This is a genomic window from Variovorax sp. P2_H12, assembly GCF_056403395.1.
The window spans coordinates 178825-198118 of record NZ_JBFUFO010000001.1; the positions used below are offsets into that span (position 1 = coordinate 178825).

At 65.1% G+C, this 19294-nt stretch carries 21 protein-coding genes; 14 read left to right on the forward strand and 7 right to left on the reverse strand.

The features are described 5' to 3' along the window. Positions 1-73 precede the first annotated feature (73 nt). Together epsC and AC1DYK_RS00945 are read left to right on the forward strand one after the other, a co-directional pair. Positions 74-988, forward strand: coding sequence for a serine O-acetyltransferase EpsC (gene epsC / locus AC1DYK_RS00940; protein WP_478164549.1), 915 nt, complete (start codon positions 74-76; stop codon positions 986-988). Between the two features lie 41 nt (positions 989-1029). Then, positions 1030-1584 (forward strand): NADPH-dependent FMN reductase, encoded by a 555-nt coding sequence (locus tag AC1DYK_RS00945; RefSeq protein ID WP_478156747.1) that lies wholly within the window; start codon positions 1030-1032, stop codon positions 1582-1584. Positions 1585-1658: 74 nt separating this feature from the next. Here the strand turns inward: AC1DYK_RS00945 and AC1DYK_RS00950 are convergent, their stop codons facing one another. After that, positions 1659-2306 carry an FMN-dependent NADH-azoreductase gene (locus AC1DYK_RS00950; protein WP_478164550.1) on the reverse strand — a complete coding sequence of 216 codons (648 nt, stop codon included), beginning with the start codon at positions 2304-2306 and terminating at the stop codon, positions 1659-1661. A 129-nt stretch (positions 2307-2435) separates the two neighbouring features. Between AC1DYK_RS00950 and AC1DYK_RS00955 the strand changes: the two genes are divergently transcribed. The 8 genes from AC1DYK_RS00955 (at position 2436) to AC1DYK_RS00990 (ending at position 9240) form a co-directional block, all read left to right on the forward strand. After that, positions 2436-3353 carry a LysR family transcriptional regulator gene (locus AC1DYK_RS00955; protein WP_478164551.1) on the forward strand — a complete coding sequence of 306 codons (918 nt, stop codon included), beginning with the start codon at positions 2436-2438 and terminating at the stop codon, positions 3351-3353. Between the two features lie 103 nt (positions 3354-3456). After that, the gene (locus AC1DYK_RS00960; RefSeq protein WP_478164552.1) at positions 3457-4098 is read left to right on the forward strand and encodes a peroxiredoxin; all 642 of its coding nucleotides are present in this window, start codon (positions 3457-3459) and stop codon (positions 4096-4098) included. A gap of 6 nt (positions 4099-4104) precedes the next feature. Continuing rightward, the gene (locus tag AC1DYK_RS00965) at positions 4105-4683 is read left to right on the forward strand and encodes an RBBP9/YdeN family alpha/beta hydrolase (RefSeq protein WP_478164553.1); all 579 of its coding nucleotides are present in this window, start codon (positions 4105-4107) and stop codon (positions 4681-4683) included. Next, positions 4680-5681 carry a sulfate ABC transporter substrate-binding protein gene (locus tag AC1DYK_RS00970; RefSeq protein ID WP_478164554.1) on the forward strand — a complete coding sequence of 334 codons (1002 nt, stop codon included), beginning with the start codon at positions 4680-4682 and terminating at the stop codon, positions 5679-5681. Before AC1DYK_RS00965 ends, AC1DYK_RS00970 begins: the two co-directional genes overlap by 4 nt. A gap of 85 nt (positions 5682-5766) precedes the next feature. Beyond that, positions 5767-6660 (forward strand): sulfate ABC transporter permease subunit CysT, encoded by an 894-nt coding sequence (gene cysT, locus AC1DYK_RS00975; protein WP_478164555.1) that lies wholly within the window; start codon positions 5767-5769, stop codon positions 6658-6660. Between the two features lie 61 nt (positions 6661-6721). Further along, the gene (gene cysW / locus AC1DYK_RS00980) at positions 6722-7612 is read left to right on the forward strand and encodes a sulfate ABC transporter permease subunit CysW (protein WP_478164556.1); all 891 of its coding nucleotides are present in this window, start codon (positions 6722-6724) and stop codon (positions 7610-7612) included. Between the two features lie 12 nt (positions 7613-7624). Then, positions 7625-8719 carry a sulfate/molybdate ABC transporter ATP-binding protein gene (locus AC1DYK_RS00985; protein ID WP_478156742.1) on the forward strand — a complete coding sequence of 365 codons (1095 nt, stop codon included), beginning with the start codon at positions 7625-7627 and terminating at the stop codon, positions 8717-8719. Next, positions 8716-9240, forward strand: a complete 525-nt coding sequence (locus AC1DYK_RS00990) for a disulfide bond formation protein B (protein ID WP_478164557.1) — start codon at positions 8716-8718, stop codon at positions 9238-9240. Before AC1DYK_RS00985 ends, AC1DYK_RS00990 begins: the two co-directional genes overlap by 4 nt. On the opposite strand, the gene AC1DYK_RS00995 is transcribed toward AC1DYK_RS00990, so the two are convergent. Next, entirely contained in the window at positions 9210-9902 is a 693-nt protein-coding gene (locus AC1DYK_RS00995) for a P-loop NTPase family protein (RefSeq protein WP_478164558.1), read from the reverse strand. The two genes, AC1DYK_RS00990 and AC1DYK_RS00995, sit on opposite strands and share 31 nt — an antisense overlap. Positions 9903-10045: 143 nt before the next feature. On the opposite strand from AC1DYK_RS00995, the gene AC1DYK_RS01000 reads away from it, so the two are divergent. Both AC1DYK_RS01000 and AC1DYK_RS01005 read left to right on the forward strand, forming a co-directional pair. Next, positions 10046-10426, forward strand: a complete 381-nt coding sequence (locus AC1DYK_RS01000) for a helix-turn-helix domain-containing protein (protein WP_478164559.1) — start codon at positions 10046-10048, stop codon at positions 10424-10426. A gap of 31 nt (positions 10427-10457) precedes the next feature. Next, complete coding sequence (locus AC1DYK_RS01005; protein WP_478164560.1) at positions 10458-11858, forward strand: type II toxin-antitoxin system HipA family toxin; 1401 nt, start codon at positions 10458-10460, stop codon at positions 11856-11858. Here the strand turns inward: AC1DYK_RS01005 and AC1DYK_RS01010 are convergent. Continuing rightward, on the reverse strand, positions 11842-11988 hold the full coding sequence (locus AC1DYK_RS01010) for a hypothetical protein (protein WP_478164561.1): 147 nt from the start codon (positions 11986-11988) through the stop codon (positions 11842-11844). The two genes, AC1DYK_RS01005 and AC1DYK_RS01010, sit on opposite strands and share 17 nt — an antisense overlap. 314 nt (positions 11989-12302) lie before the next feature. Between AC1DYK_RS01010 and AC1DYK_RS01015 the strand changes: the two genes are divergently transcribed. After that, positions 12303-13112: a hypothetical protein gene (locus AC1DYK_RS01015; RefSeq protein ID WP_478164562.1), complete on the forward strand. Its 810-nt coding sequence runs from the start codon at positions 12303-12305 to the stop codon at positions 13110-13112. Positions 13113-13325: 213 nt separating this feature from the next. Further along, positions 13326-14525 (forward strand): hypothetical protein, encoded by a 1200-nt coding sequence (locus AC1DYK_RS01020; RefSeq protein WP_478164563.1) that lies wholly within the window; start codon positions 13326-13328, stop codon positions 14523-14525. Between the two features lie 454 nt (positions 14526-14979). On the opposite strand, the gene AC1DYK_RS01025 is transcribed toward AC1DYK_RS01020, so the two are convergent. The 4 genes from AC1DYK_RS01025 to AC1DYK_RS01040 all read right to left on the reverse strand — a co-directional run bounded on the left by AC1DYK_RS01025 (position 14980) and on the right by AC1DYK_RS01040 (position 19235). Next, positions 14980-16194 carry a PP2C family protein-serine/threonine phosphatase gene (locus AC1DYK_RS01025; RefSeq protein WP_478164564.1) on the reverse strand — a complete coding sequence of 405 codons (1215 nt, stop codon included), beginning with the start codon at positions 16192-16194 and terminating at the stop codon, positions 14980-14982. A 2-nt stretch (positions 16195-16196) separates the two neighbouring features. Beyond that, positions 16197-16691: a Rab family GTPase gene (locus AC1DYK_RS01030; protein WP_478164565.1), complete on the reverse strand. Its 495-nt coding sequence runs from the start codon at positions 16689-16691 to the stop codon at positions 16197-16199. A 2-nt stretch (positions 16692-16693) separates the two neighbouring features. Then, on the reverse strand, positions 16694-18436 hold the full coding sequence (locus tag AC1DYK_RS01035; RefSeq protein WP_478164566.1) for an OmpA family protein: 1743 nt from the start codon (positions 18434-18436) through the stop codon (positions 16694-16696). A 175-nt stretch (positions 18437-18611) separates the two neighbouring features. Continuing rightward, a complete protein-coding gene (locus AC1DYK_RS01040; RefSeq protein ID WP_478164567.1) occupies positions 18612-19235 on the reverse strand; it encodes a hypothetical protein in 624 nt (207 codons plus the stop codon). Positions 19236-19294 lie beyond the last annotated feature (59 nt).

Below are 19294 nucleotides of genomic sequence, written 5' to 3' on the forward strand. Positions count from 1 at the left end.
GGCAAGAAACCCGGCCGCCGTGGGGTCTTGCGCGATGGTGCATCGTCGGAGCCCCACGACAGGAGAAGTTCGCATGTCTTTGTTCGATGTCGATGCCATTGTCAGCGCGCTGCATGAAGCGCGCGACGAATGGCGCGATTTGCAGCGGCGCTCCCGAGAGCCGGGGAGTCGTGAGTTCCCTTCGCGGGATGCGCTGGCCCGGATCGTCGAATCGCTCAAGGGCGCGCTGTTCCCGATGCGGCTCGGGCCGCCCGACCTGCGCCACGAGAGCGAGGATTTCTACGTCGGCTACACGCTGGATTCGGCGCTGAATTCGCTGCTGGCCCAGGCCACGCTGGAGTTGCGTTACACGGCGCGCCAGCAGCCGCGCGCCATCGAGGACATCGACGCCCAGGCCGGCAGCGCCGTGCGCGAGTTCGCCGCAGCGCTGCCGGGCATCCGGCGCCTGCTCGACGGCGACGTGCTCGCGGCCTTCCAGGGCGATCCTGCGGCCCGCAGCGTCGACGAGGTGCTGCTCTGCTACCCGGGCGTGCTGGCGATGATCCACCACCGCCTCGCGCACCAGCTCTATCGCCTGGGCCTGCCGCTGCTCGCGCGCATCGTGGCCGAACTTGCGCACAGCCAGACCGGCATCGACATCCATCCGGGCGCCGGCATCGACGCCGGCTTCTTCATCGACCACGGCACGGGCGTCGTGATCGGCGAGACCGCCGTGATCGGCAAGCGGGTGCGCATCTACCAGGCCGTCACGCTCGGCGCCAAGCGCTTCCCGACCGACGTCGAAGGCCATCTGCAGAAGGGACTGCCGCGCCATCCGGTGGTGGAAGACGACGTCGTGATCTATGCCGGCGCGACCATCCTCGGCCGAGTCACGCTGGGCAAGGGCGCGACCATCGGCGGCAACGTCTGGATCACCGACGACGTGCCGCCCGGGGCCAGCGTGTCGCAGGCCAGCCTGCAGAATGCGCCGCAGCGGCGCGGGCCCTGAGCTATCGTCCCATTCCCTCAACCCGCTCTCTAGGAGTCTTCATGAGCCAGAAAAAAATTGCCGTCGTCATCGGCAGCCTGCGCAAGGATTCGCTGAACCGCAAGCTCGCGCTCGCCATTGCGCACCTTGCGCCCGAGGATTTCACCTTCGAGCATGTGCGCATCGACGACCTGCCGCTGTACAACCAGGACGAAGACGGCAACCAGGCGCCTGCGGTCAAGCGACTGAAGACCGAGGTCGCCGCGGCGGACGGCCTGCTGTTCGTCACGCCCGAATACAACCGCTCGGTTCCGGGCGTCCTCAAGAACGCACTCGACAACGCCTCGCGGCCCTATGGCCAGAGCGCCTGGGCCGGCAAGCCGGCGGGCGTGGTCGGCGTGTCGGTCGGCGCCGTCGGCACCGCCGTGGCGCAACAGCATCTGCGCGGCATCCTGGCCTACCTGGACGTGCCGACGCTCGGCCAGCCCGAAGTCTTCCTGCAGAACAAGGAGGGCCTGTTCGACGACAAGGGCCACATCGCCGAAGGCAGCAAGCAGTTCCTGCAGGGTTGGGTCGACAGGTACGTGGCCTGGATCAAAACCCACACGGGGAAGTAAAAGCCGAAAGGGGCGGGCCGCTCGATGCGGACCGCCCCTTCCTTCATGCGGACGCGCAAGGCGTCCGATCCGAATCAGGCCGCCAGGGTGGCCTGGTCCTGATTCGCCGCTTGGCCGGTCGCCACCGCGATGTCGGCACGCGCGGCGGCGAGCGCCGCAGCCTTGGCCGCATCGCCCATGCCGACGCCTTCGGCGCGCACGAAGCGCACGTCGGTGATGCCGAAGAAGCCGAAGACCACCTTCAGGTAGCTCTCCTGGTGCTCCATCGCCTGGCCGCCTTCGCTGGTCGAGTACATGCCGCCGCGGCTCGAAGCCACGATCACGGTCTTGCCGGTGGCGAGGCCGACGGGGCCCTTGTCGGTGTACTTGAAAGTACGGCCGGTCTGCGCCAGGCGGTCGATCCAGGCCTTGAGCTGGGTCGGCACCGTGAAGTTGTAGAGCGGGGCGCCGACGACGATCACGTCGGCCGCCAGGAACTGGCTCACCAGGCGCTCGGAGACTTCGTTCTCGCGGCGCTGGGCTTCGGTGGGCTCGGCCTGGACGCCGACCTTGATGCCGAGCGCATCGGCGCCGAAATGGTTGGGGGTGTCCACCGCGAGGTCGAGGTAATCGACGGTCGTGTTCGGGTGGAGCTTGCGCCAGTCGGCCACCACTTCGGCCGTGAGTTGGCGGGAGACGGAATGGCCACCGAGGACGCTGGAATCGACGTGCAGGAGCTTCATGATCAATGCTTTCCTTGAAAGCGCCGGCACTGAAATCGGTCGGCGTTGGGAGTATTCTATTTTTGTGGCGATTGAATGATAAGTCTGTAAAAATGGCTTACTTCGTTCCAAATATAGGACAGTCACCCCGTGCAAGACCTGAACGACATGGTGTTCTTCGCCGAAGTGGCCGAGCGCGGCGGCTTCGCGGCCGCCAGCCGGGCGCTCGGCATCCCCAAGTCCCGCCTGTCGCGGCGGGTGGCCGAGCTCGAAGCCCAGCTCGGTGTCCAGCTGATGCAGCGCAGCACCCGGCGGCTGTCGCTGACGCCGGCGGGCGAGATCTACCTCAAGCATTGCGCCGCGATGCGCGACGCGGCGCAGGCGGCGTCCGAGGCGGTCGCACAGATCCAGACCGAGCCGAGCGGCACGGTGCGCCTGAGTTGTCCGGTCACGCTGGCGCAGAGCAGCGTCGGTCCGCTGCTGCCCGAGTTCCTTCGGCGCAATCCGCAAGTCCGGGTCGAGATGCGCGTGCTGAACCGGCCGGTCGACCCGGTCGAGGAGGGGGTCGACCTCGCCTTGCGCGTGCGCCCGGCGATCGAGGACAGCGCGACGCTGGTGGCCAAGAACTTCGGCGTCAGCCGCGGCATCCTGGTGGCGAGCCCGGATCTGCTGCAGCGCCAGGGACCGGTGGCGACGCCGGCGGACCTGGGAAAGCTCGACACCGTCGCGATGTCGACCGGCGATGGCCGCGCCAGCTGGCGGCTCGAGGGCCCCCACGGCAAGGTGCTCGTCCACACCCACACGCCGCGCTACGTGGCCGACGATCTGCTGACGCTCAAGTTCGCGGTGGTGCAGGGGACCGGCGCCTCGGTGCTGCCCGACTACATGTGCCGCCGGGAAATCAATGCCGGCAAGCTGCTCGAGGTGCTGCCGGGCTGGGGGCCGGCGCCCGGGGTCTGCCACGCCGTGTTCCCCGCGCGGCGCGCCCTGGTGCCGGCGGTGCGCCGTCTGATCGATTTCCTGGTCGAAAACCTGGACGGCGCCGAGCCGCACCACCTCGCGGAATAAGACGCTTATGTCCAAAAGCTCATATTCAAACAAGTAGATATTCGTTTGTCATTTAAGCGATGGTTTGCAGAATGGCGGCCCATCCCAGCAAGAACCAACGAACATGGCCACCCTGCGACTCGGCGACACCGCCCCCAATTTCACCCAGGACTCCAGCGAAGGCGCGATCGACTTCCATCGGTGGGCCGGCGATTCGTGGGTGGTGCTGTTCTCCCATCCCGCCGACTTCACACCGGTGTGCACCACCGAATTGGGCAAGACTGCGGCGCTGTCGGGCGAATTCGCCAAGCGCGGCGTGAAACCGATCGCGATCAGCATCGATCCGGCGGACAAGCACAAGGAATGGATCGGCGACATCAACGAGACGCAGAACACCACCGTCGACTTCCCGATCCTGGCCGACCCCGACCGCACGGTGGCGAACCTGTACGACATGATCCATCCGAACGCGTCGACCACCGCGACCGTGCGCAGCGTCTTCATCATCGATCCGAAGAAGACGATCCGCACCACGCTGACCTACCCGGCGAGCACCGGCCGCAATTTCGACGAGATCCTGCGCGTGATCGATTCGCTGCAGCTGACCGACAGCCACAAGGTGGCCACGCCCGTGAACTGGAAGGACGGCGACGACGTCGTCATCATCCCGAGCCTGCAGGACCCGGCCGAACTGGCCGAGCGCTTCCCGAAGGGCTTCAAGGCGGTGCGCCCGTACCTGCGCCTGACGCCGCAGCCGAACAAATAAGCCTGCGTGACCAAGCCGACCATTGTCATCGTGCCGGGCTGGCGCGATTCCGGCCCCGGCCATTGGCAGAGCCTCTGGGCCGAGCGGATGCAGGGCGCCGTGCGCGTGGTGCAGGACGACTGGATCACGCCGAGCCGGGCCGCCTGGGTGGGCGCGCTCGAGAGGCTGGTGGTCGAGTGCCCGGGCCCGGTGGTGATCGTCGCCCACAGCCTCGGCTGCATCGCCACCACGCACCTGCCGGAGGCGGCCGCGGCGCGCATCGGCGGCGCGCTGCTGGTGGCGCCGGCCGACCCCGAGCGGCGCGCCGCGCTCACCGATTTCGCTCCCGTGCCGTTCGCCAAGCTGCCCTACCGCAGCATCCTCGTGGCGAGCAGCAACGACCCGTTCTGCCCGGTGCGGCTGGCGGGCGCCTATGCCCGGGCCTGGGGCAGCGAATTCGTTCGGATGCAGAATGCCGGCCACATCAACATCGAATCCGGGCACGGCGACTGGCCTTTGGGCCTGGCGCTGCTCCAATCGCTGACGGACGAGCCGACCACGCTGATGGCCGCCCACCGAGAACTAGAACCTTTCGTGAACCTATGACTTCCAGAATCAAGACCCTCATCGGCACCCTGGTGCTCGCTGTCAGCGGCGTGGCTTCCGCACAGTCGACGCTGCTCAACGCCTCCTACGACGTCGCGCGCGAGTTCTACAAGGACTACAACCCGGCCTTCGTGGCGCACTACAAGAAGACCACGGGCAAGGACGTCAAGATCGACCAGGCGCACGGCGGCTCCAGCGCCCAGGCGCGCGCGGTCGCCGACGGCCTGGATGCCGACGTGGTGACCATGAACACCTCGACCGACATCGACTTCCTGGCCAACGCCGGCGTGGTCGCCAAGGACTGGCCCAAGCGCTTCCCGTACAACGCATCGCCGACCACTTCGACCATGCTGTTCCTGACCCGCAACGGCAACCCGAAGGGCATCAAGGACTGGGACGACCTGATCAAGCCGGGCGTGCAGGTGGTGGTCGTGAACCCCAAGACCGGTGGCAACGGCCGCTACGCCTACCTCGCGGCCTGGGGCTACGTGAAGAAGAAGGGCGGCACCGACGCCCAGGCGGCCGAGTTCGTCGGCAAGCTGTTCAAGAACGTGCCGATCCTGGCCCGTGGCGGCCGCGACGCGACCACCGCCTTCCTGCAGCGCAGCATCGGCGACGTGCTGATCACCTTCGAATCCGAAGTGCTGTCGATCGACCGCGAGTTCGGTGCGGGCAAGGTCGACGCTGTGTACCCCTCGATCAGCATCCTGGCCGAGAACCCGGTCGCGATCGTCGAGCGCACGGTCAACAAGAAGGGCAGCGGCGAACTCGCCAAGGCCTACCTCGACTACCTGTACTCGGACGAGGGGCAGGAGATTGCAGCCAAGCATGCGCTGCGCCCGCGTTCGGAAGCGGTGCTCAAGAAGAATGCCGCGACCTTCAAGCCGCTGCAGCTCTTCACGGTGCAGGAACTGTTCGGCGGCCTCGGCGAAGCGCAGAAGGTGCACTTCAACGACGGCGGGCAGTTCGACAAGCTCTACACGCCCGGCGCCAAGTAATGAGCTCGGCGCAGAACCGCTTCAAGCGAGCGAACGCCCCCTCGGGGGGCAGCGATGACGCGCCAGCGCTGAGCGTGGGGGCACGATGAGCGGTGCTGCTACTTCGGCGCTGCCGTCCGCGGCGGCGCCGCTTGCGCGTGCGGGCGCCGCCGGCGTGTCGCGGCGCGTGCTGCCGGGCTTCCACGTGACGCTCGGCTTCTCGGTGCTCTACCTGAGCCTGATCGTGCTGATCCCGCTGTCGGCGCTGGTGATCAAGACCGTCGGCATGAGCTGGGATCAGTTCTGGGTGGCGGTCACCTCGCCGCGCGTGATGGCCTCGTACCGCCTGACCTTCGGCGCCTCGCTGATCGCGGCCCTGGTGAACCTGGTGTTCGGCCTGCTCGTGGCCTGGGTGCTGGTGCGCTACAAGTTTCCGGGCAAGCGGATCATCGATGCACTGGTCGATCTGCCGTTCGCGCTGCCCACCGCGGTCGCGGGCATTTCGCTGACGGCACTCCTGGCCGGCAACGGATGGGTCGGCCAGTTCCTCGAGCCGCTGGGCATCAAGCTGGCCTTCACGCCCGCGGGCGTGGTGATCGCGCTGATCTTCATCGGGCTGCCGTTCGTGGTGCGCACGGTGCAGCCGGTGCTCGAAGACACCGAGAAGGAACTCGAAGAAGCGGCCACCAGCCTCGGCGCCACCCGGCTGCAGACCTTCACCAAGGTGATCCTGCCCTCGATCACGCCGGCGCTTCTCACCGGATTCGCGATGGCCTTCGCGCGCGCGATCGGCGAATACGGCTCGGTGATCTTCATCGCCGGCAACATGCCGATGATCTCGGAGATCACGCCGCTCATCATCATCGGCAAGCTCGAGCAGTACGACTACGCGGGTGCCACCGCGGTCGCGCTGGTGATGCTGGTGATCTCCTTCGTGCTGCTGCTGGTCATCAACGGGCTGCAGGGCTGGAAGCGGCGCCGCTCGGAGGCATCGGCATGAGCCCCCGCCCGGCCGTTCCGAAGGGGGCTCGCACCGCAGTGCGAAGCACGGAGGTCATTCGATGAGCGCGGCTTCGAGAACCGTCCTCCGCGCCCAGGCCGGCACCACCGAGTCGGCCTGGGTCCGGCGCACGTTGATCGGCGTCGCGCTGGCCTTCATGTTCCTGTTCCTGGTGCTGCCGCTGGCCGCGGTCGCGGCCGAAGCGCTGCGCAAGGGTTTCGGCGCCTACGTCGAGGCGCTGAAGGAGCCCGACGCCTGGAGCGCGATCCGCCTGACCCTGCTCACGGCCGCGATCGCGGTGCCGATGAACCTGGTGTTCGGCGTTGCCGCGGCCTGGGCCATCGCCAAGTTCGAGTTCCGCGGCAAGGCTTTCCTCACCACCCTGGTCGATCTGCCGTTCGCGGTCTCGCCGGTGGTGGCGGGCCTGATCTACGTGCTGGTGTTCGGGGCCCAGGGCTGGTTCGGTCCCTGGCTGCAGGCGCACGACATCAAGATCATCTTCGCGGTGCCCGGCATCGTGCTGGCGACCGTGTTCGTGACTTTCCCGTTCATCGCGCGCGAGCTGATCCCGCTGATGCAGGCCCAGGGCACGGAAGAGGAGCAGGCCGCGATCGTGCTCGGCGCCACCGGCTGGCAGACCTTCTGGCGCGTGACGCTGCCCAACATCAAGTGGGGTCTGCTCTACGGCGTGATCCTGTGCAACGCACGCGCGATGGGCGAGTTCGGCGCGGTGTCGGTGGTGTCGGGCCACATCCGCGGCCAGACCAACACCATGCCGCTGCACGTCGAAGTGCTCTACAACGAATACCAGTCGGTCGCCGCCTTCGCGGTGGCCTCGCTGCTGGCCATCCTGGCGCTCGTCACGCTGGTGATCAAGTCGATCATCGAATGGCGCCACGAGCGCGAGATGAAGGCGATCGCCGAGCTGCCGCCCGAGCGGCCGACGCCCTGAAAGAGAAAAACCATGAGCATCGAAATCAGAAACGTCAGCAAGCAGTTCGGTGATTTCCACGCCTTGCGCGACGTCAGCCTGGATGTCGCCTCGGGCGAACTGGTCGCGCTGCTGGGGCCCTCGGGCTGCGGCAAGACCACGCTGCTGCGCATCATCGCGGGCCTGGAAACCGCCGGCGCGGGCAGCATCCTGTTCTCGGGCGAGGACACCACCGACGTCCATGTGCGCGAGCGGCAGGTCGGCTTCGTGTTCCAGCACTACGCGCTGTTTCGCCACATGACGGTGTTCGAGAACGTGGCCTTCGGCCTGCGGGTCAAGCCGCGTGGCCAGCGTCCGAGCGAGACGCAGATCAAGGCCAAGGTGCACGAGCTGCTGAAGCTGGTGCAGCTCGACTGGCTGGCCGACCGCTATCCGGCGCAGTTGTCCGGCGGCCAGCGCCAGCGCATCGCGCTGGCCCGGGCGCTGGCGGTCGAGCCCAAGGTGCTGCTGCTCGACGAGCCTTTCGGCGCGCTCGACGCCAAGGTGCGCAAGGAACTGCGCCGCTGGCTGCGCCGCTTGCATGACGAGCTGCATGTCACCAGCATCTTCGTCACCCACGACCAGGAAGAGGCGCTGGAGGTGGCCGACCGCGTGGTGCTGATGAACAGCGGCCGCATCGAGCAGGTCGGATCTCCGCAGGATGTGTGGGACCACCCGGCGAGCCCGTTCGTGTATGGCTTCCTGGGCGACGTCAACCTGTTCCACGGCCGCGCCCATGAGGGCGAGGTGCATGTCGAGGGCATCCGGCTCGACACGCCGGAGCAGCGCGGGCTGCGCGACGGCAAGGCGCTGGCCTACGTGCGGCCGCACGACCTCAGCGTCGAACGCTATGCGCCAGGCGCCAGCGGCATCGTCGCGACCTTGAGCCGCGCGATTGTGGTCGGACCGATCGCGCGCCTGGAACTAGAACCGGTCGAATCGAATCCAGATAATCCAGGGTCCGGAGCCATCATCGAAGCGCAACTCCCTGCGCAACAGTTCCGGGACCTCGGCCTGCACGAGGGCGACAAGGTCGTCGCCACGCCGCGCAAGGCCCGCGTGTTCGTAGAAGATTGGGTTTCACCGTGATCGACTGGTATTTTGGTGCGCCGCGTCGCGCCCTGGCATTGATCTGCATCGCCTGCGTGGCGATGCTCGCCTTCGGCATGTACCTGCAGCATGTGGTCGGCCTCGAGCCGTGCCCGATGTGCATCGTGCAGCGCTATGCGCTGGTGCTGGTGGCCGTCTTTGCCGGCCTGGCGTCGGCCAGCAGCCGCAGGGGCCTGCAGGTCGTGGGCATGCTGCTGGGCCTGGTCATGGCCGTCGGCGGCGCCTACACGGCCGCGCGCCAGAGCTGGCTGCAATGGCATCCGCCGGAGGTGGTGTCCTGCGGCCGCGACATCTACGGAATGATCGAGACCTTTCCGTTGCAGCGCGCGTTGCCGATGATCTTCCGCGGTGCCGGCGACTGCTCGCAGGTCGACTGGACCTTCCTCGGCCTGTCGATCGCGAACTGGTCCTTCATCGTGTTCACCGGCTTCGCGGTGCTGCTGCTGATCCTGCTGTTCCGCCGCGCGACTCAGAGCGGAAGTGTGTCAAAGGCGGCGTAGGCGGTCGCCAGCCAGGTCTTCACGCGCTGGCGCTCGAGCAGCCCCAGCGCGTGCGGGCCGTCACGGTCGTTGACGGCTTTCCAGAAACTGCTGTTGCGCGCATCGATCTTGCGCATGCTGGCGTCATGCAGCCGGGGCAGGGCGATGACGCGGGCGCCGTTCGCGGTCGCCTTGCCGAGCGACTGTGAGCCGAGCAGCAGGCCGAAGTCGCTGCCGCGCCCATAGTTCTGCACCACGATGTAGTTCGGCCGGTTGCCGAAGGTGTCGATCAGCGTGCCCAGCAGGTCGCTCGAATCCTTGCCGTCGTCGAGCACGTGCCAGAAATTGACGGCCACGCCCAGGTCGGCGAAGACGTCGAACAGGTCGGACTCCTTGATCCAGCGCGACAGCGGTGCCAGCGTCTGGGCCGCGAGGTCGACGATCACGCTCTGCTGCGGGTTGGTTTCGAAGCCGTTCACCACCGTGTCGAGCCCCTCGAAGCTGTCCACCACCACGGGCGAGGCGAATCCCTCGTAGAAACGGGTGAAGGAACTGTGCGATCGATCGGTGTCGAAGCCCACGAAGGGCCGGCTGTGGTCGATGAAGTGCTGCGCCAGTACCCGCGCCGTGACCGACTTGCCGACCCCGCCCTTTTCGCCGCCAATGAAGTTGATGGAGCTCATGTGGTTCCTGCCAGAGTGGGATGAAAACTGAAAATCATTCTAGGGGTCGAGTGGAGCGAGGCGACGCGTGAGCCGCCTCCCGAAGATGGGTGAGGCTGGATCGCCCAACAAAGTGTGTGATATGAAAATATGCTCATTAAAATATGCAAAAACTCGGCTTGATATCCAGGTTTGCACAGTATGTTTTGCATTCGATTAATATGCATAGCATGCTGCACATGACGACCCTCGCCGCCATCGGCACCTTCCTGCGCCAGGCGCGCAAGGATCGCGCCATGACCGCTTCGGAACTGGCCCTGAAGGCCGGCATTTCCCGAAACACCCTGGGCGCCCTTGAAGCAGGGCGCGGCAACGTCGAGCTGAACACCTTGCTGGCGCTGCTCAAGTGCCTCCAACTCGAGGTGCAGTTCGTGCCGGAGGCGGTGGCCGACCTGACCCGGTTCGGCGCCGACACCAAATCGACCGGCCTGCAGGACGAAGTGAGCGGGCTGATGCCGAAGCCGCCTCGGCGCGGTGCGTCATGAGCGCCGCAGTGCGAAGCACGAAGGTACTCGCATGAGCATCGTGCGGTCCTTGCGCATCCGGCTCGGCACGACGGATGTCGGCTCGCTGTTCGGGCTCGACGACGGGCGGGTGTATTTCCGCTTCGACGACGACTATGCGAAAAACTCTGCGCGGCCGGTCCTGTCCCAGCTCTACGTGGTCGCGCCAGTCACTTCGGGGAGTGCCGAAAGGTTGGCCCAGGCCCTCGCGGAGGCCGAGGCCGCCACGGTGGCCCAGCTGCTCGACCCGGCACTGGACGTCAACCGGGGCGACGGCCAGTTCGGTCTGCCGCCTTTCTTCCAGAATCTGCTGCCCGAAGGCCCTCTGCGCAAGCAGCTGATCGGCGACCTGGGCCTCGACGTGAACGACGAACTCGGCTTGCTCGCGGCTTGCGGCGGCGACCTGCCAGGCGATGTCCGGGCCGATGCCGAAACGCTCGATGAGCCCGCGCTGGGCCGGCTGATCGGCCAGAGCCGCGACAGCTACGAAATGAGTTCGGGCCAGGTGCCGACGCCCCAGCAAACGTCCATTTCGGGTGTCCAGCCCAAGGTCGCGCTGATATTGGGAAGCCCGGGGCGCTACGTGATGCGCTCGAAGCACTCGGACCAGAAGCACTTCATCGGCAAGCTGCCGACCGGCGCGTACGACAAACTGCCCGAAGTGGAGTACAGCTCGCTGACGCTGGCGGCGGCGGCGGGCGTGAACACCTGCGAGTTCGCGCTGGAACCGTTGTCATCGATCGCCGACCAGTTGCCGTATGCGCTGCAGAAAGACGGCCGGAACTTCCTGCTGGTGTCCCGCTTCGACCGCGACGTCCCGACCGAGACCCGGCGCCTGCACATGGAGGACTTCGCCCAGGTCACGGGCACGCCGTCGGAATACAAGTACCTGGGCACCTACGCGGCGATCGGGCTGCTGCTCAAGCGGCGCTCGGCCAGGGGCGAGGCCGATGTGGCCGAGCTCCTGCGCCGCATCAAGGTCTCGGAATTGCTCGGCAACTACGACGCGCATCTGAAGAACTTCAGCCTCGTCTACCCGCGCGGCCAGACCCGGCCCGAGCTTTCCCCGGCCTATGACATCGTCGCCTATGGCGTGTACTTCGCGGGCGCGGGGCATGGCCTGAAGTTCTTCCCCGAGCAGCCGCCGCGCACGCTGCTGACGCCCAGGACGCTGCGCGAACTCGGCAACGTCTGGGACATTCCCGAGAAGCAGCTGAGCGAGGTCGTGACCCGTTGCGTCGACCAGGCCATGGCGAGCTGGCCCGGCCTGCTGAAGACGCTGCCCTTGACGGCTGCGCATCGCACCCGGCTCGCCGAGCACATCCAGAGCAATGCGAGCGCGGCGGCGTGGCGCAAGCGCCATCCCGATGCGCCCTGGTTCGACACCTCCGGCGGGCTCAGAGCACCATCTTGAGGATGGTGAAATCGTCCTCGAGCACGCCGGGGCCATGCACCTCGCGCGCCCAGTCCAGAACGCGGTCCAGCTCGGACTGACCGTCGTCGACCGGCCGGGTGAGGATCTCGAGGAATGCGGAGAACTCCATGGAGCCATCTGGCACGCCCGATTGAGCGCGGCGCGCGCCACTGAATTATTTGTCTGAAAGGTCGCCGACACGCTTTCGGGCGCTGAGCCTCCCCCCTGCCGGGATTAGGCTGTCGCCTCCTTCAACAACAGCCCTGGCCGCGCTCGCCAACGCGCCGCTCGCGGGGGCCGTGGCCAGAAATCAGCGGCGTGCGGCCGTCGCGCACGTCGGGAGACGAAATTCGCAAGGCCGACTAATAATTTTCAGACAAATCTGATTGAATCCCGCGAGCACGGAGGAAATAGTAACGATTCTTTTACACTCTGGAGGAGAGAATGAGATTGTCTATTTCAAGGTTGCTCACGGTCCTATTTTTATTCTTCACCAGTTTTTGCAGCGCCGCCAATCTGCCACCGGGCTATTCCCTATATCCAGGTCAAGGCATCTATTCGGACGATCGGCAATATGTACTCATCATGCAGGGTGACGGCAATCTTGTGTACTACAGGACTTCCGACTGGGCAGTCCGCTGGGCCTCCTACACCAATGGCAAAGGCGGGTACGTTGCTCCGATGCAAGGGGACGGGAATTTTGTTGTGTACAACAGCGGATGGGCGCCGCTTTGGAATGCAGCTACTCAGAATCACCTCGGCGCCTATCTCTCGGCTCAGAATGATGGCAATCTTGTAATTTACTGGAACGGACAGGCCCTATGGAATATTGGAAAAGACCCCGATCTAATTAAGTCGCCGCCGAGTCGGCCGGGCGACGTGGTAGGGCGAACCCTTGCGAGCTTCATTGCTTTCCCTGGGCATTTGGGCTTCTATGATGGGAAAAACATCTATCAAGTAATGAATGAGGCGCAGGTCGTTCAGTACGTGACAGTCGATAATTTCAAAGCAGCGGTGGCATCGCAGGGGCCTACTGCCTACTGGGGTGCAGGCCATCCGAATATTCCGTCTTTTTTCGTCAAGGGGTGCTTTGAGACCGATTGCACGAACAATTCCGGTCAAGTGTGGGATAACTTCAACGCCATGAATCTGCGTGCGCTGCAGATTTTCAGGCTGGGTGCGACTTACACGCTTGCCTTTACGGCGACTCCTTCTCTTCCAAAAACGGCAGCTGAACGCGGGCGAAAGGGTTAGTACCGCTGTGACACATACGTGCTGGATATCTACAGCATCTATAACGCTAACGCGGGCGGTCAGACGGATATAAAAGGAAACCCAATTCAGATGAACTACAATGCGGCGTACGACCGATGGATTTTTTTCGTAAATTCCACCTTGCGACAAACTGTTCTTCCGACAGTCGTGTTCCAGCTTCTAAAGACGTACGCGGGATAAGGGGTAATTCGGATGAATAAAATTCATTGGACGCTGCTTGGCAGCATTTGTGGCGCCGGAGTATTGGTCTTTGCGCTGTATCCAGATGACAAATCGCAGGCCGGCATCTCGGCGACGAAAATCGGCGCTCCGTTCACTGGAATGACCGCTCCTCGGCCGGACGGCGCTGCCGACTATCAGGCCAAGCTAGCGATTGCGGCGTCGAAGATCGACGAACAAAATCCTTTGCTCTCCTATAAGCCCGGTGCGGGGATAGCAGGGAGAATCGCACTGGAAGAGATGTATGGGAAAGGAATTCCAGCGACCCCTCAATCAGCAAGACTAGCCCTTGGGCTCTTGCGTGAAGGCAAGTTGACTACTCAGGAAAAAATAGCGATTTCGGCTATTCTTTATGGACTTCACAATCGAGAAAATACGACCGGTGCGAACCTTGAAATCGCGCTTGAGTTAAAAAATCTAGTCGCAAATCCGGATAGGCAAGTGGCAGCCAACGCTGTAACGTACTACGCCGGACTGGAATACCAGCCGGATACTGAGTACGTACTAAAAGACGCTCTGAAAAGAGGCGTTCTCGATAGCGACTCCTATTTTTGTGAGCTTGCTCATCTTGTTACTAGTGCGCCACCAGACAAGCAAAAGGAGTTTCTGGCCGAAATTCGCACGTCCTCTAATCTAGTCGCTTCCGATATTCTGGCGGCGGCGCTCAATAGCGGCCAAGACTACAATGCCGCGCCTTTTCTTAAATCCTCCGATGACATGGCGAAGCTACTACGGGACACTGAGCCTCAATTCGGTAACACAGTCGGCTTGTATGGCGGGGTGGACGCCCTGCGCTATGCGGAGTGGGTCCGAGCGAGCGCCGCGATCGAAAGCCAGCAGACGGGGCGCAGCGCTGACGACATCATCGTTGCCAAGTTGAGCGAGCCGGGCACCGACCCTCGTAAGGTTATGGCCTATCTGTCTACCCCCGACGCAACACCGCTGCTCGCAGACGCGGCGCCGAATTCGCAGGTGCAGAAGTTGGCAGCGATCGCCCGGCTCCAGTCCAACCAGAATCCGAGCAACACCTTCATGGCGCAACTAGCGGACCAGATCGAGGCGCGCATGACGAACCCGCCGCCTGCGACCACGAAGCCTATGTTCGGCCCACCCACTGGCCCCGTGATGCCTCCAACTCGAACGCCCCAAGCGCCTCAGTCCATGCCGAGATAGCCACCAGCGACCATCATCAGCGGAAGTCGCCCTTGCATTGCTTTGGGGTCGGTCATGGTCGCCGCGCCGGGTGATAGGCCCAATCCCGCACCCAGCCGAACAAACAGGGGGAATCCAAGAGTTTGGAATTTATGCAAAGGCTGCAAGGGGAAGTGAAAAGAGCATGCACTTGGCCCGCGAGCGTATTGCCAACGTCAGCCACTTGCTTGAAGTTGAGAGCGGGGTCGCTGCTCCCAAATTGGTGCTTGACCTCAAGGAGTTCGAAAGAATGCCTAACTACACCAATGACGCCGCGCAGGTTTGGGTGCAACCCAATTGCGTGAAGACGCATTCGTGCTGTCCGTAGCCGATTCAAAGCCAATCCATTCAGGGCCGGCTCGATGTAAATCAGGTCGCGAAAAGCGTGCTACTGAAAGGTAGCTTTTTTTACTTTGCAAGTCGCAGGCAGTTCGGCTCAAAGCACCATCTTGATGATGGTGAAATCGTCCTCGAGCACGCCGGGGCCATGCACCTCGCGCGCCCAGTCCAGAACGCGGTCCAGCTCGGACTGACCGTCGTCGACCGGCCGGGTGAGGATCTCGAGGAATGCGGAGAACTCCAGCATGGAGCCATCCGTCCTCTTGATCTCGTAGGCGCCGTCGCTGAAGACGAAAAGCCGCGCAGGCGAGGGCACGATGCACTGCGCGTCCTGGTAGCTGGCCGCCGGCATGATGCCGATGCAGGGGCCCGATGCTTCCAGGGGCCGGCCCTCCCCGGCGGCTTCGCAGGGGCCGCTCACCAGGATGGCCGGAGGATGGCCGGCAGAGGCGTAGCGCAGGCGTCCGCTGGCGCGGTGGTAGACGCCGTACCAGACGGTGGAGAACAGCTCGCCGTAGCGCTCCATCTGGTAGGCCTGGTTGAGCGCGGTGAGCACCTCGCCGGGATTGCGGAAGTCGGTTCTCGGCAGGGCCTCCGAGCGCAGCGTGTCGGCGACCGCCACCGACAGCAGCACCGAGCCCACGCCATGGCCGCAGACGTCGATCAGGTAGAGCGCGAAATGCTCCTCGTCGATCCAGTGGTAGCCGAACGAATCGCCGCCCAGTTCGGTCGACGGAACGAAGCGCCAGTCGATCACCCATGGCTGCGACAGCGGCGCCGGCAGCATCGAGCGAACGTAGCGCTCGGCGTCGCGCAACTCCTGCTGCAGCCGGTCGTGGGTGCGTTGCAGGTCTTCGCGGGAGGCGGCGAGATCGCGATGGGCGCGCGTCAGTTCCTGATTGGCCGATTCGAGTTGCGCGATGAGCCTGGCCTCGCGCTGGCTGAGCAAGGTCATGTCATAGGCCTTCTGCTGCACCAGCCGCGCCTCCTCGTATTCCGCCGTCACGTCGAGCAGAAGAACCCAGACGGTGCTGTCATCGGCGAAGAAATGGACGTCCGCCACGCGCCCGCTGGGCATTTCCATGGAGCGGATGAGGAAGGGGGTCTCCGCCAGTGGCAGCAGGCCTTCGAGGAACGGGATCTGGTCGCTGGCAAGGACGCCGAGCTGGAGGCCCTCCAGGCCGTAGTGCGCCAGGTGCCCGCCGGCCTGCGTCAGCTTCTGCGAGCCATCGATGACCAGATGCGCGAGAACCCGCTGCGCATGGAGCAGCAGGAGCAGCGAGTCGGAAATCCGCGTCGGCAGGTCGAGCATGGCTATCGCGCCAGGCGCGCCGCCAGTTCCTGGAAGGTCTCCTCGACGCCCATGCCCGTCTTGGCGCTGGTGCGGCGAAAGGCCCAGCCTGCCGCCTCGAGGCGCTCGATCCGTTCCGGCGGAATCGTCCAATCCTCCTCGAGGTCCGCCTTGTTGAGCAGGGCGACGAAGGGAACGTCGCCGACCTCCGCGCCGACCCGCGCCTGGATCGACACCGCGGTGTCCAGGGTTTCGGGCCGCGTGCCATCCACCACCAGGAGATAGCCGGCCGCGCCGCGCAGGTAGCTCACCCGGACGGCCGAGACTTCGTCCTCGCCGGCGATGTCCCAAAGGATCAGCGCCACCTGCTCGGTGCCGATGGTCAGCAGCTTCTTGTCGATCTTCACCCCGACCGTGGTCAGGTAGGCATCCGAGAAAATGGTGTCGACGAAGCGGCGTACCAGGCTGGTCTTGCCTACGCCGAAAGCGCCGAGCAGACAGATCTTCTTTTGCAGCATGGTCAGTCGCCGGTGCTGACGCCGAAGGACACGCGCCGGTTCATCGACAGTTCATCCTCGCTGGCGCCGGGGCGCAGCGGCTCCAGCGGGCCGGCGCCACGCACGGCGAGCAAGGTCGGATCCACGCCACGGGCCCGCAGCATGGAACGCACGACCTCCGCGCGGCCCACGCTGAGGGCCAGGTTCGACGTGTCCTTGCCGGTCGCATCGGCGTGGCCGACGATCGTCACCTTCACCGGGAACCCCTGGGTGCGCGCCACCTGCACCAGCTCGCGCATGTCGGCGGCCACGGCGTCGAGCTTGCCTTCCTGGTCCGCCGCGGGCCGAGGGACGCTGAAATCGAAGTGAATGAGCTGGGCCTGAATGGCGTCGCGCAGGCGAACGTAGTCCGGATCCTGCACGTCCTGGAGGGCGCTGAGATCGACCTTCGGAGCGCCGGCAGGAAGAGTCAATGTGAAGGCGCGCGCCTTGTCCATCCAGCGTTGGGGCGCACTGCCGGTGGCGTGAATGCCGCCCGCATCCTGTGACAGGCTGACGGTGGGCGGCGGATTCAGGGTCGCCTGCAGCCGTTTCAGAATGATGGCCGGATGCAGCGCCTGGTAGGGTTCCCAGCGCCCAACGACGCGCGCCGGATCCAGTCGGGCCTGAGCCAGCAGCGATTCCGGATGCGTCGCCAGCGGGTCGCGCAGCCCGGACACCAGCCACTTCCCGTCGCGGCGCTCGGCGCCCGTCACGACGATGCCGGGCTGGTCCTGCAGCGCCGCGACATAGGCGTCGACGCGCTGGCGTTCGATGATCCGTTGGGACATCCAGTAGCCCAGCGCCAGCAGCAGCGCCAGCAGGGCCAGCCAGAACAGCGGGGTCAGCTTCTTTCGCGTCTCGGCTTCCTGGGAGATCAGGCAGGGTTGCAGCCGTCGCCCGACGTCGGAGAAGGGTTCGACGTCGCCGTTGAATCCTTCGAGCGGCGTGCGCCATTCGGCGTGGACGGCCGCCAGCGCCTCGCCCAGGCGGGTGCGCAGCATCGCAGGCGGACTGCCGTGGATCACGGCGGCGAGGAAGGCCGACGGCCCTTCCTCGCACCACAGCAGCAAGTCGCCCAGGCGCAGGCTGTCGATGCTGCGGCCGCTCGTGGCCCCGCTCCCTGCCTCGTCGAAGGAATCGCGCACGAAGTCCTGGATCGCGGAGAGCATGGCCGAGACCAGTTGCGGATCGCGCGTCGTCGCGTCCTCTCTGGCCACGTGCGCCAGCAGCAGACCGGTCTTGCGATGGACCAGGAAGAGGTGTTCGACCCGGTACACGGCCGTGTGCTTGAGCACCACGTCCGCGAAGGTGCTCCCGCTGCGCCATGCCTCGATGCGCCACTTGAGGCCGCGCCAGGAAAAGCTGTGCTTGAGCGCCTGATTGAGCGATTGAAGCGTGCCCTCGAGGGTCTCGGCGATGGCCTTGCGAATCGCCGGTCCCATGACGGGATACAGGATATCGACCATGGTACCCGGGTTCTTCTGAATGGACGCCTGGGTGGCACGCTCGACGGTCGGCGCGATCGCGTGGCCGAGGCGCTCGTCCTGCGTCGCCAGCACGAAGGCGGCGGGGAGCACGGCGCCCACCGCATCGGCGAACTCGCGCGGGTCGTCGAACTTTTGCTGCAGTCTCGCCAGCGCCACCTGCTCGCGTTCCATCAGCACGCCGCGCAGCGCGTCCATCCGCGGATCGGCCTCCAGGCGGCTCGGAAGCGTCGCGGCCACGTCCGGGTTGACGCACCGGGCCAACTCCAGAAGAAGGCCGGCGAGTCGCCTGTTCGTATCCTCTTCGGAAGCGCTGCCGGGCGCGCGCGTCGCGGTCAGCGACAGGCGCGCGTTCACCGCGCCCCCACCCCGGCATCGCGTCGCGCGAGCTGACCTGGTGCGCTGGCTGCGCGACTCAACCGCGCTCGCCGGCGTTGACGCCCTTGGGCGATACGTCCTGATTCAGGCATTTGGCGATCTCGACAAACAGACCGGCGAGCAGATTGCGATCGGTCTTGACGTTGCTGAGCTCGGCGAACATCCGCTCGGTGGTGGCGCGCTGGTCGTCCTGGCGCCGGCGCATCTCTTCGCGCAAGCCCTGAACCTCGTGGCTCAGGCGATCCGTGAAGTCGCGCTCCTGGCGTGCGAGCTGGTCGGAAACCTGGGCGAGGCGCTTTTCCAGTGCCTGGGTGTGATCCCGCAGGCTGCGCTCCAGCTCCTTGTCGGCATCGGCACGCAGGTCCTTTTCCTCGCGGAACTGGCCGGCCACCGACTCGAGCTGCTTCTTGATCGTGCCTTCAAGGCTGCTCAGGCTGCGGGATGACTCCGCTTCCAGGTCGCGCATCCTTTGCTGAAAGCGCTCCTCGAGAATGGAAAAGCGCTTGTCGTAATCCTGCATCTGGTTGCCGAACAGCAACTCGCGCATCTTGTCGACCCCGGATGTCTCGCCCGCGCCGTTCGGTTGGCTGGCGAGCACCGCCTGGGCCGCCAATGCGGTTTGCGCATCGATGCTCGGTATGGATTTGGCTGCAGTTCCCATCGACATATCTCCTCGGTTGTGAATTGAAGGGTGCCGACATGGACATCGGCGCCGCGATG

Coding starts and splice junctions, on each gene's coding strand:
- AC1DYK_RS00960 (WP_478164552.1), top strand. CDS start 3,457: ATGGCCACCCTGCGACTCGGCGACACCGCCCCCAATTTCACCCAGGAC.
- AC1DYK_RS01030 (WP_478164565.1), bottom strand. CDS start 16,691: ATGCTGCAAAAGAAGATCTGTCTGCTCGGCGCTTTCGGCGTAGGCAAG.
- AC1DYK_RS01010 (WP_478164561.1), bottom strand. CDS start 11,988: ATGGAGTTCTCCGCATTCCTCGAGATCCTCACCCGGCCGGTCGACGAC.
- AC1DYK_RS01005 (WP_478164560.1), top strand. CDS start 10,458: ATGAGCATCGTGCGGTCCTTGCGCATCCGGCTCGGCACGACGGATGTC.
- AC1DYK_RS00950 (WP_478164550.1), bottom strand. CDS start 2,306: ATGAAGCTCCTGCACGTCGATTCCAGCGTCCTCGGTGGCCATTCCGTC.
- AC1DYK_RS01040 (WP_478164567.1), bottom strand. CDS start 19,235: ATGGGAACTGCAGCCAAATCCATACCGAGCATCGATGCGCAAACCGCA.
- cysW (WP_478164556.1), top strand. CDS start 6,722: ATGAGCGCGGCTTCGAGAACCGTCCTCCGCGCCCAGGCCGGCACCACC.
- AC1DYK_RS01015 (WP_478164562.1), top strand. CDS start 12,303: ATGAGATTGTCTATTTCAAGGTTGCTCACGGTCCTATTTTTATTCTTC.
- epsC (WP_478164549.1), top strand. CDS start 74: ATGTCTTTGTTCGATGTCGATGCCATTGTCAGCGCGCTGCATGAAGCG.
- AC1DYK_RS00945 (WP_478156747.1), top strand. CDS start 1,030: ATGAGCCAGAAAAAAATTGCCGTCGTCATCGGCAGCCTGCGCAAGGAT.
- AC1DYK_RS00970 (WP_478164554.1), top strand. CDS start 4,680: ATGACTTCCAGAATCAAGACCCTCATCGGCACCCTGGTGCTCGCTGTC.
- AC1DYK_RS00985 (WP_478156742.1), top strand. CDS start 7,625: ATGAGCATCGAAATCAGAAACGTCAGCAAGCAGTTCGGTGATTTCCAC.
- AC1DYK_RS01020 (WP_478164563.1), top strand. CDS start 13,326: ATGAATAAAATTCATTGGACGCTGCTTGGCAGCATTTGTGGCGCCGGA.
- AC1DYK_RS01025 (WP_478164564.1), bottom strand. CDS start 16,194: ATGCTCGACCTGCCGACGCGGATTTCCGACTCGCTGCTCCTGCTGCTC.
- cysT (WP_478164555.1), top strand. CDS start 5,767: ATGAGCGGTGCTGCTACTTCGGCGCTGCCGTCCGCGGCGGCGCCGCTT.
- AC1DYK_RS00995 (WP_478164558.1), bottom strand. CDS start 9,902: ATGAGCTCCATCAACTTCATTGGCGGCGAAAAGGGCGGGGTCGGCAAG.
- AC1DYK_RS01000 (WP_478164559.1), top strand. CDS start 10,046: ATGCAAAAACTCGGCTTGATATCCAGGTTTGCACAGTATGTTTTGCAT.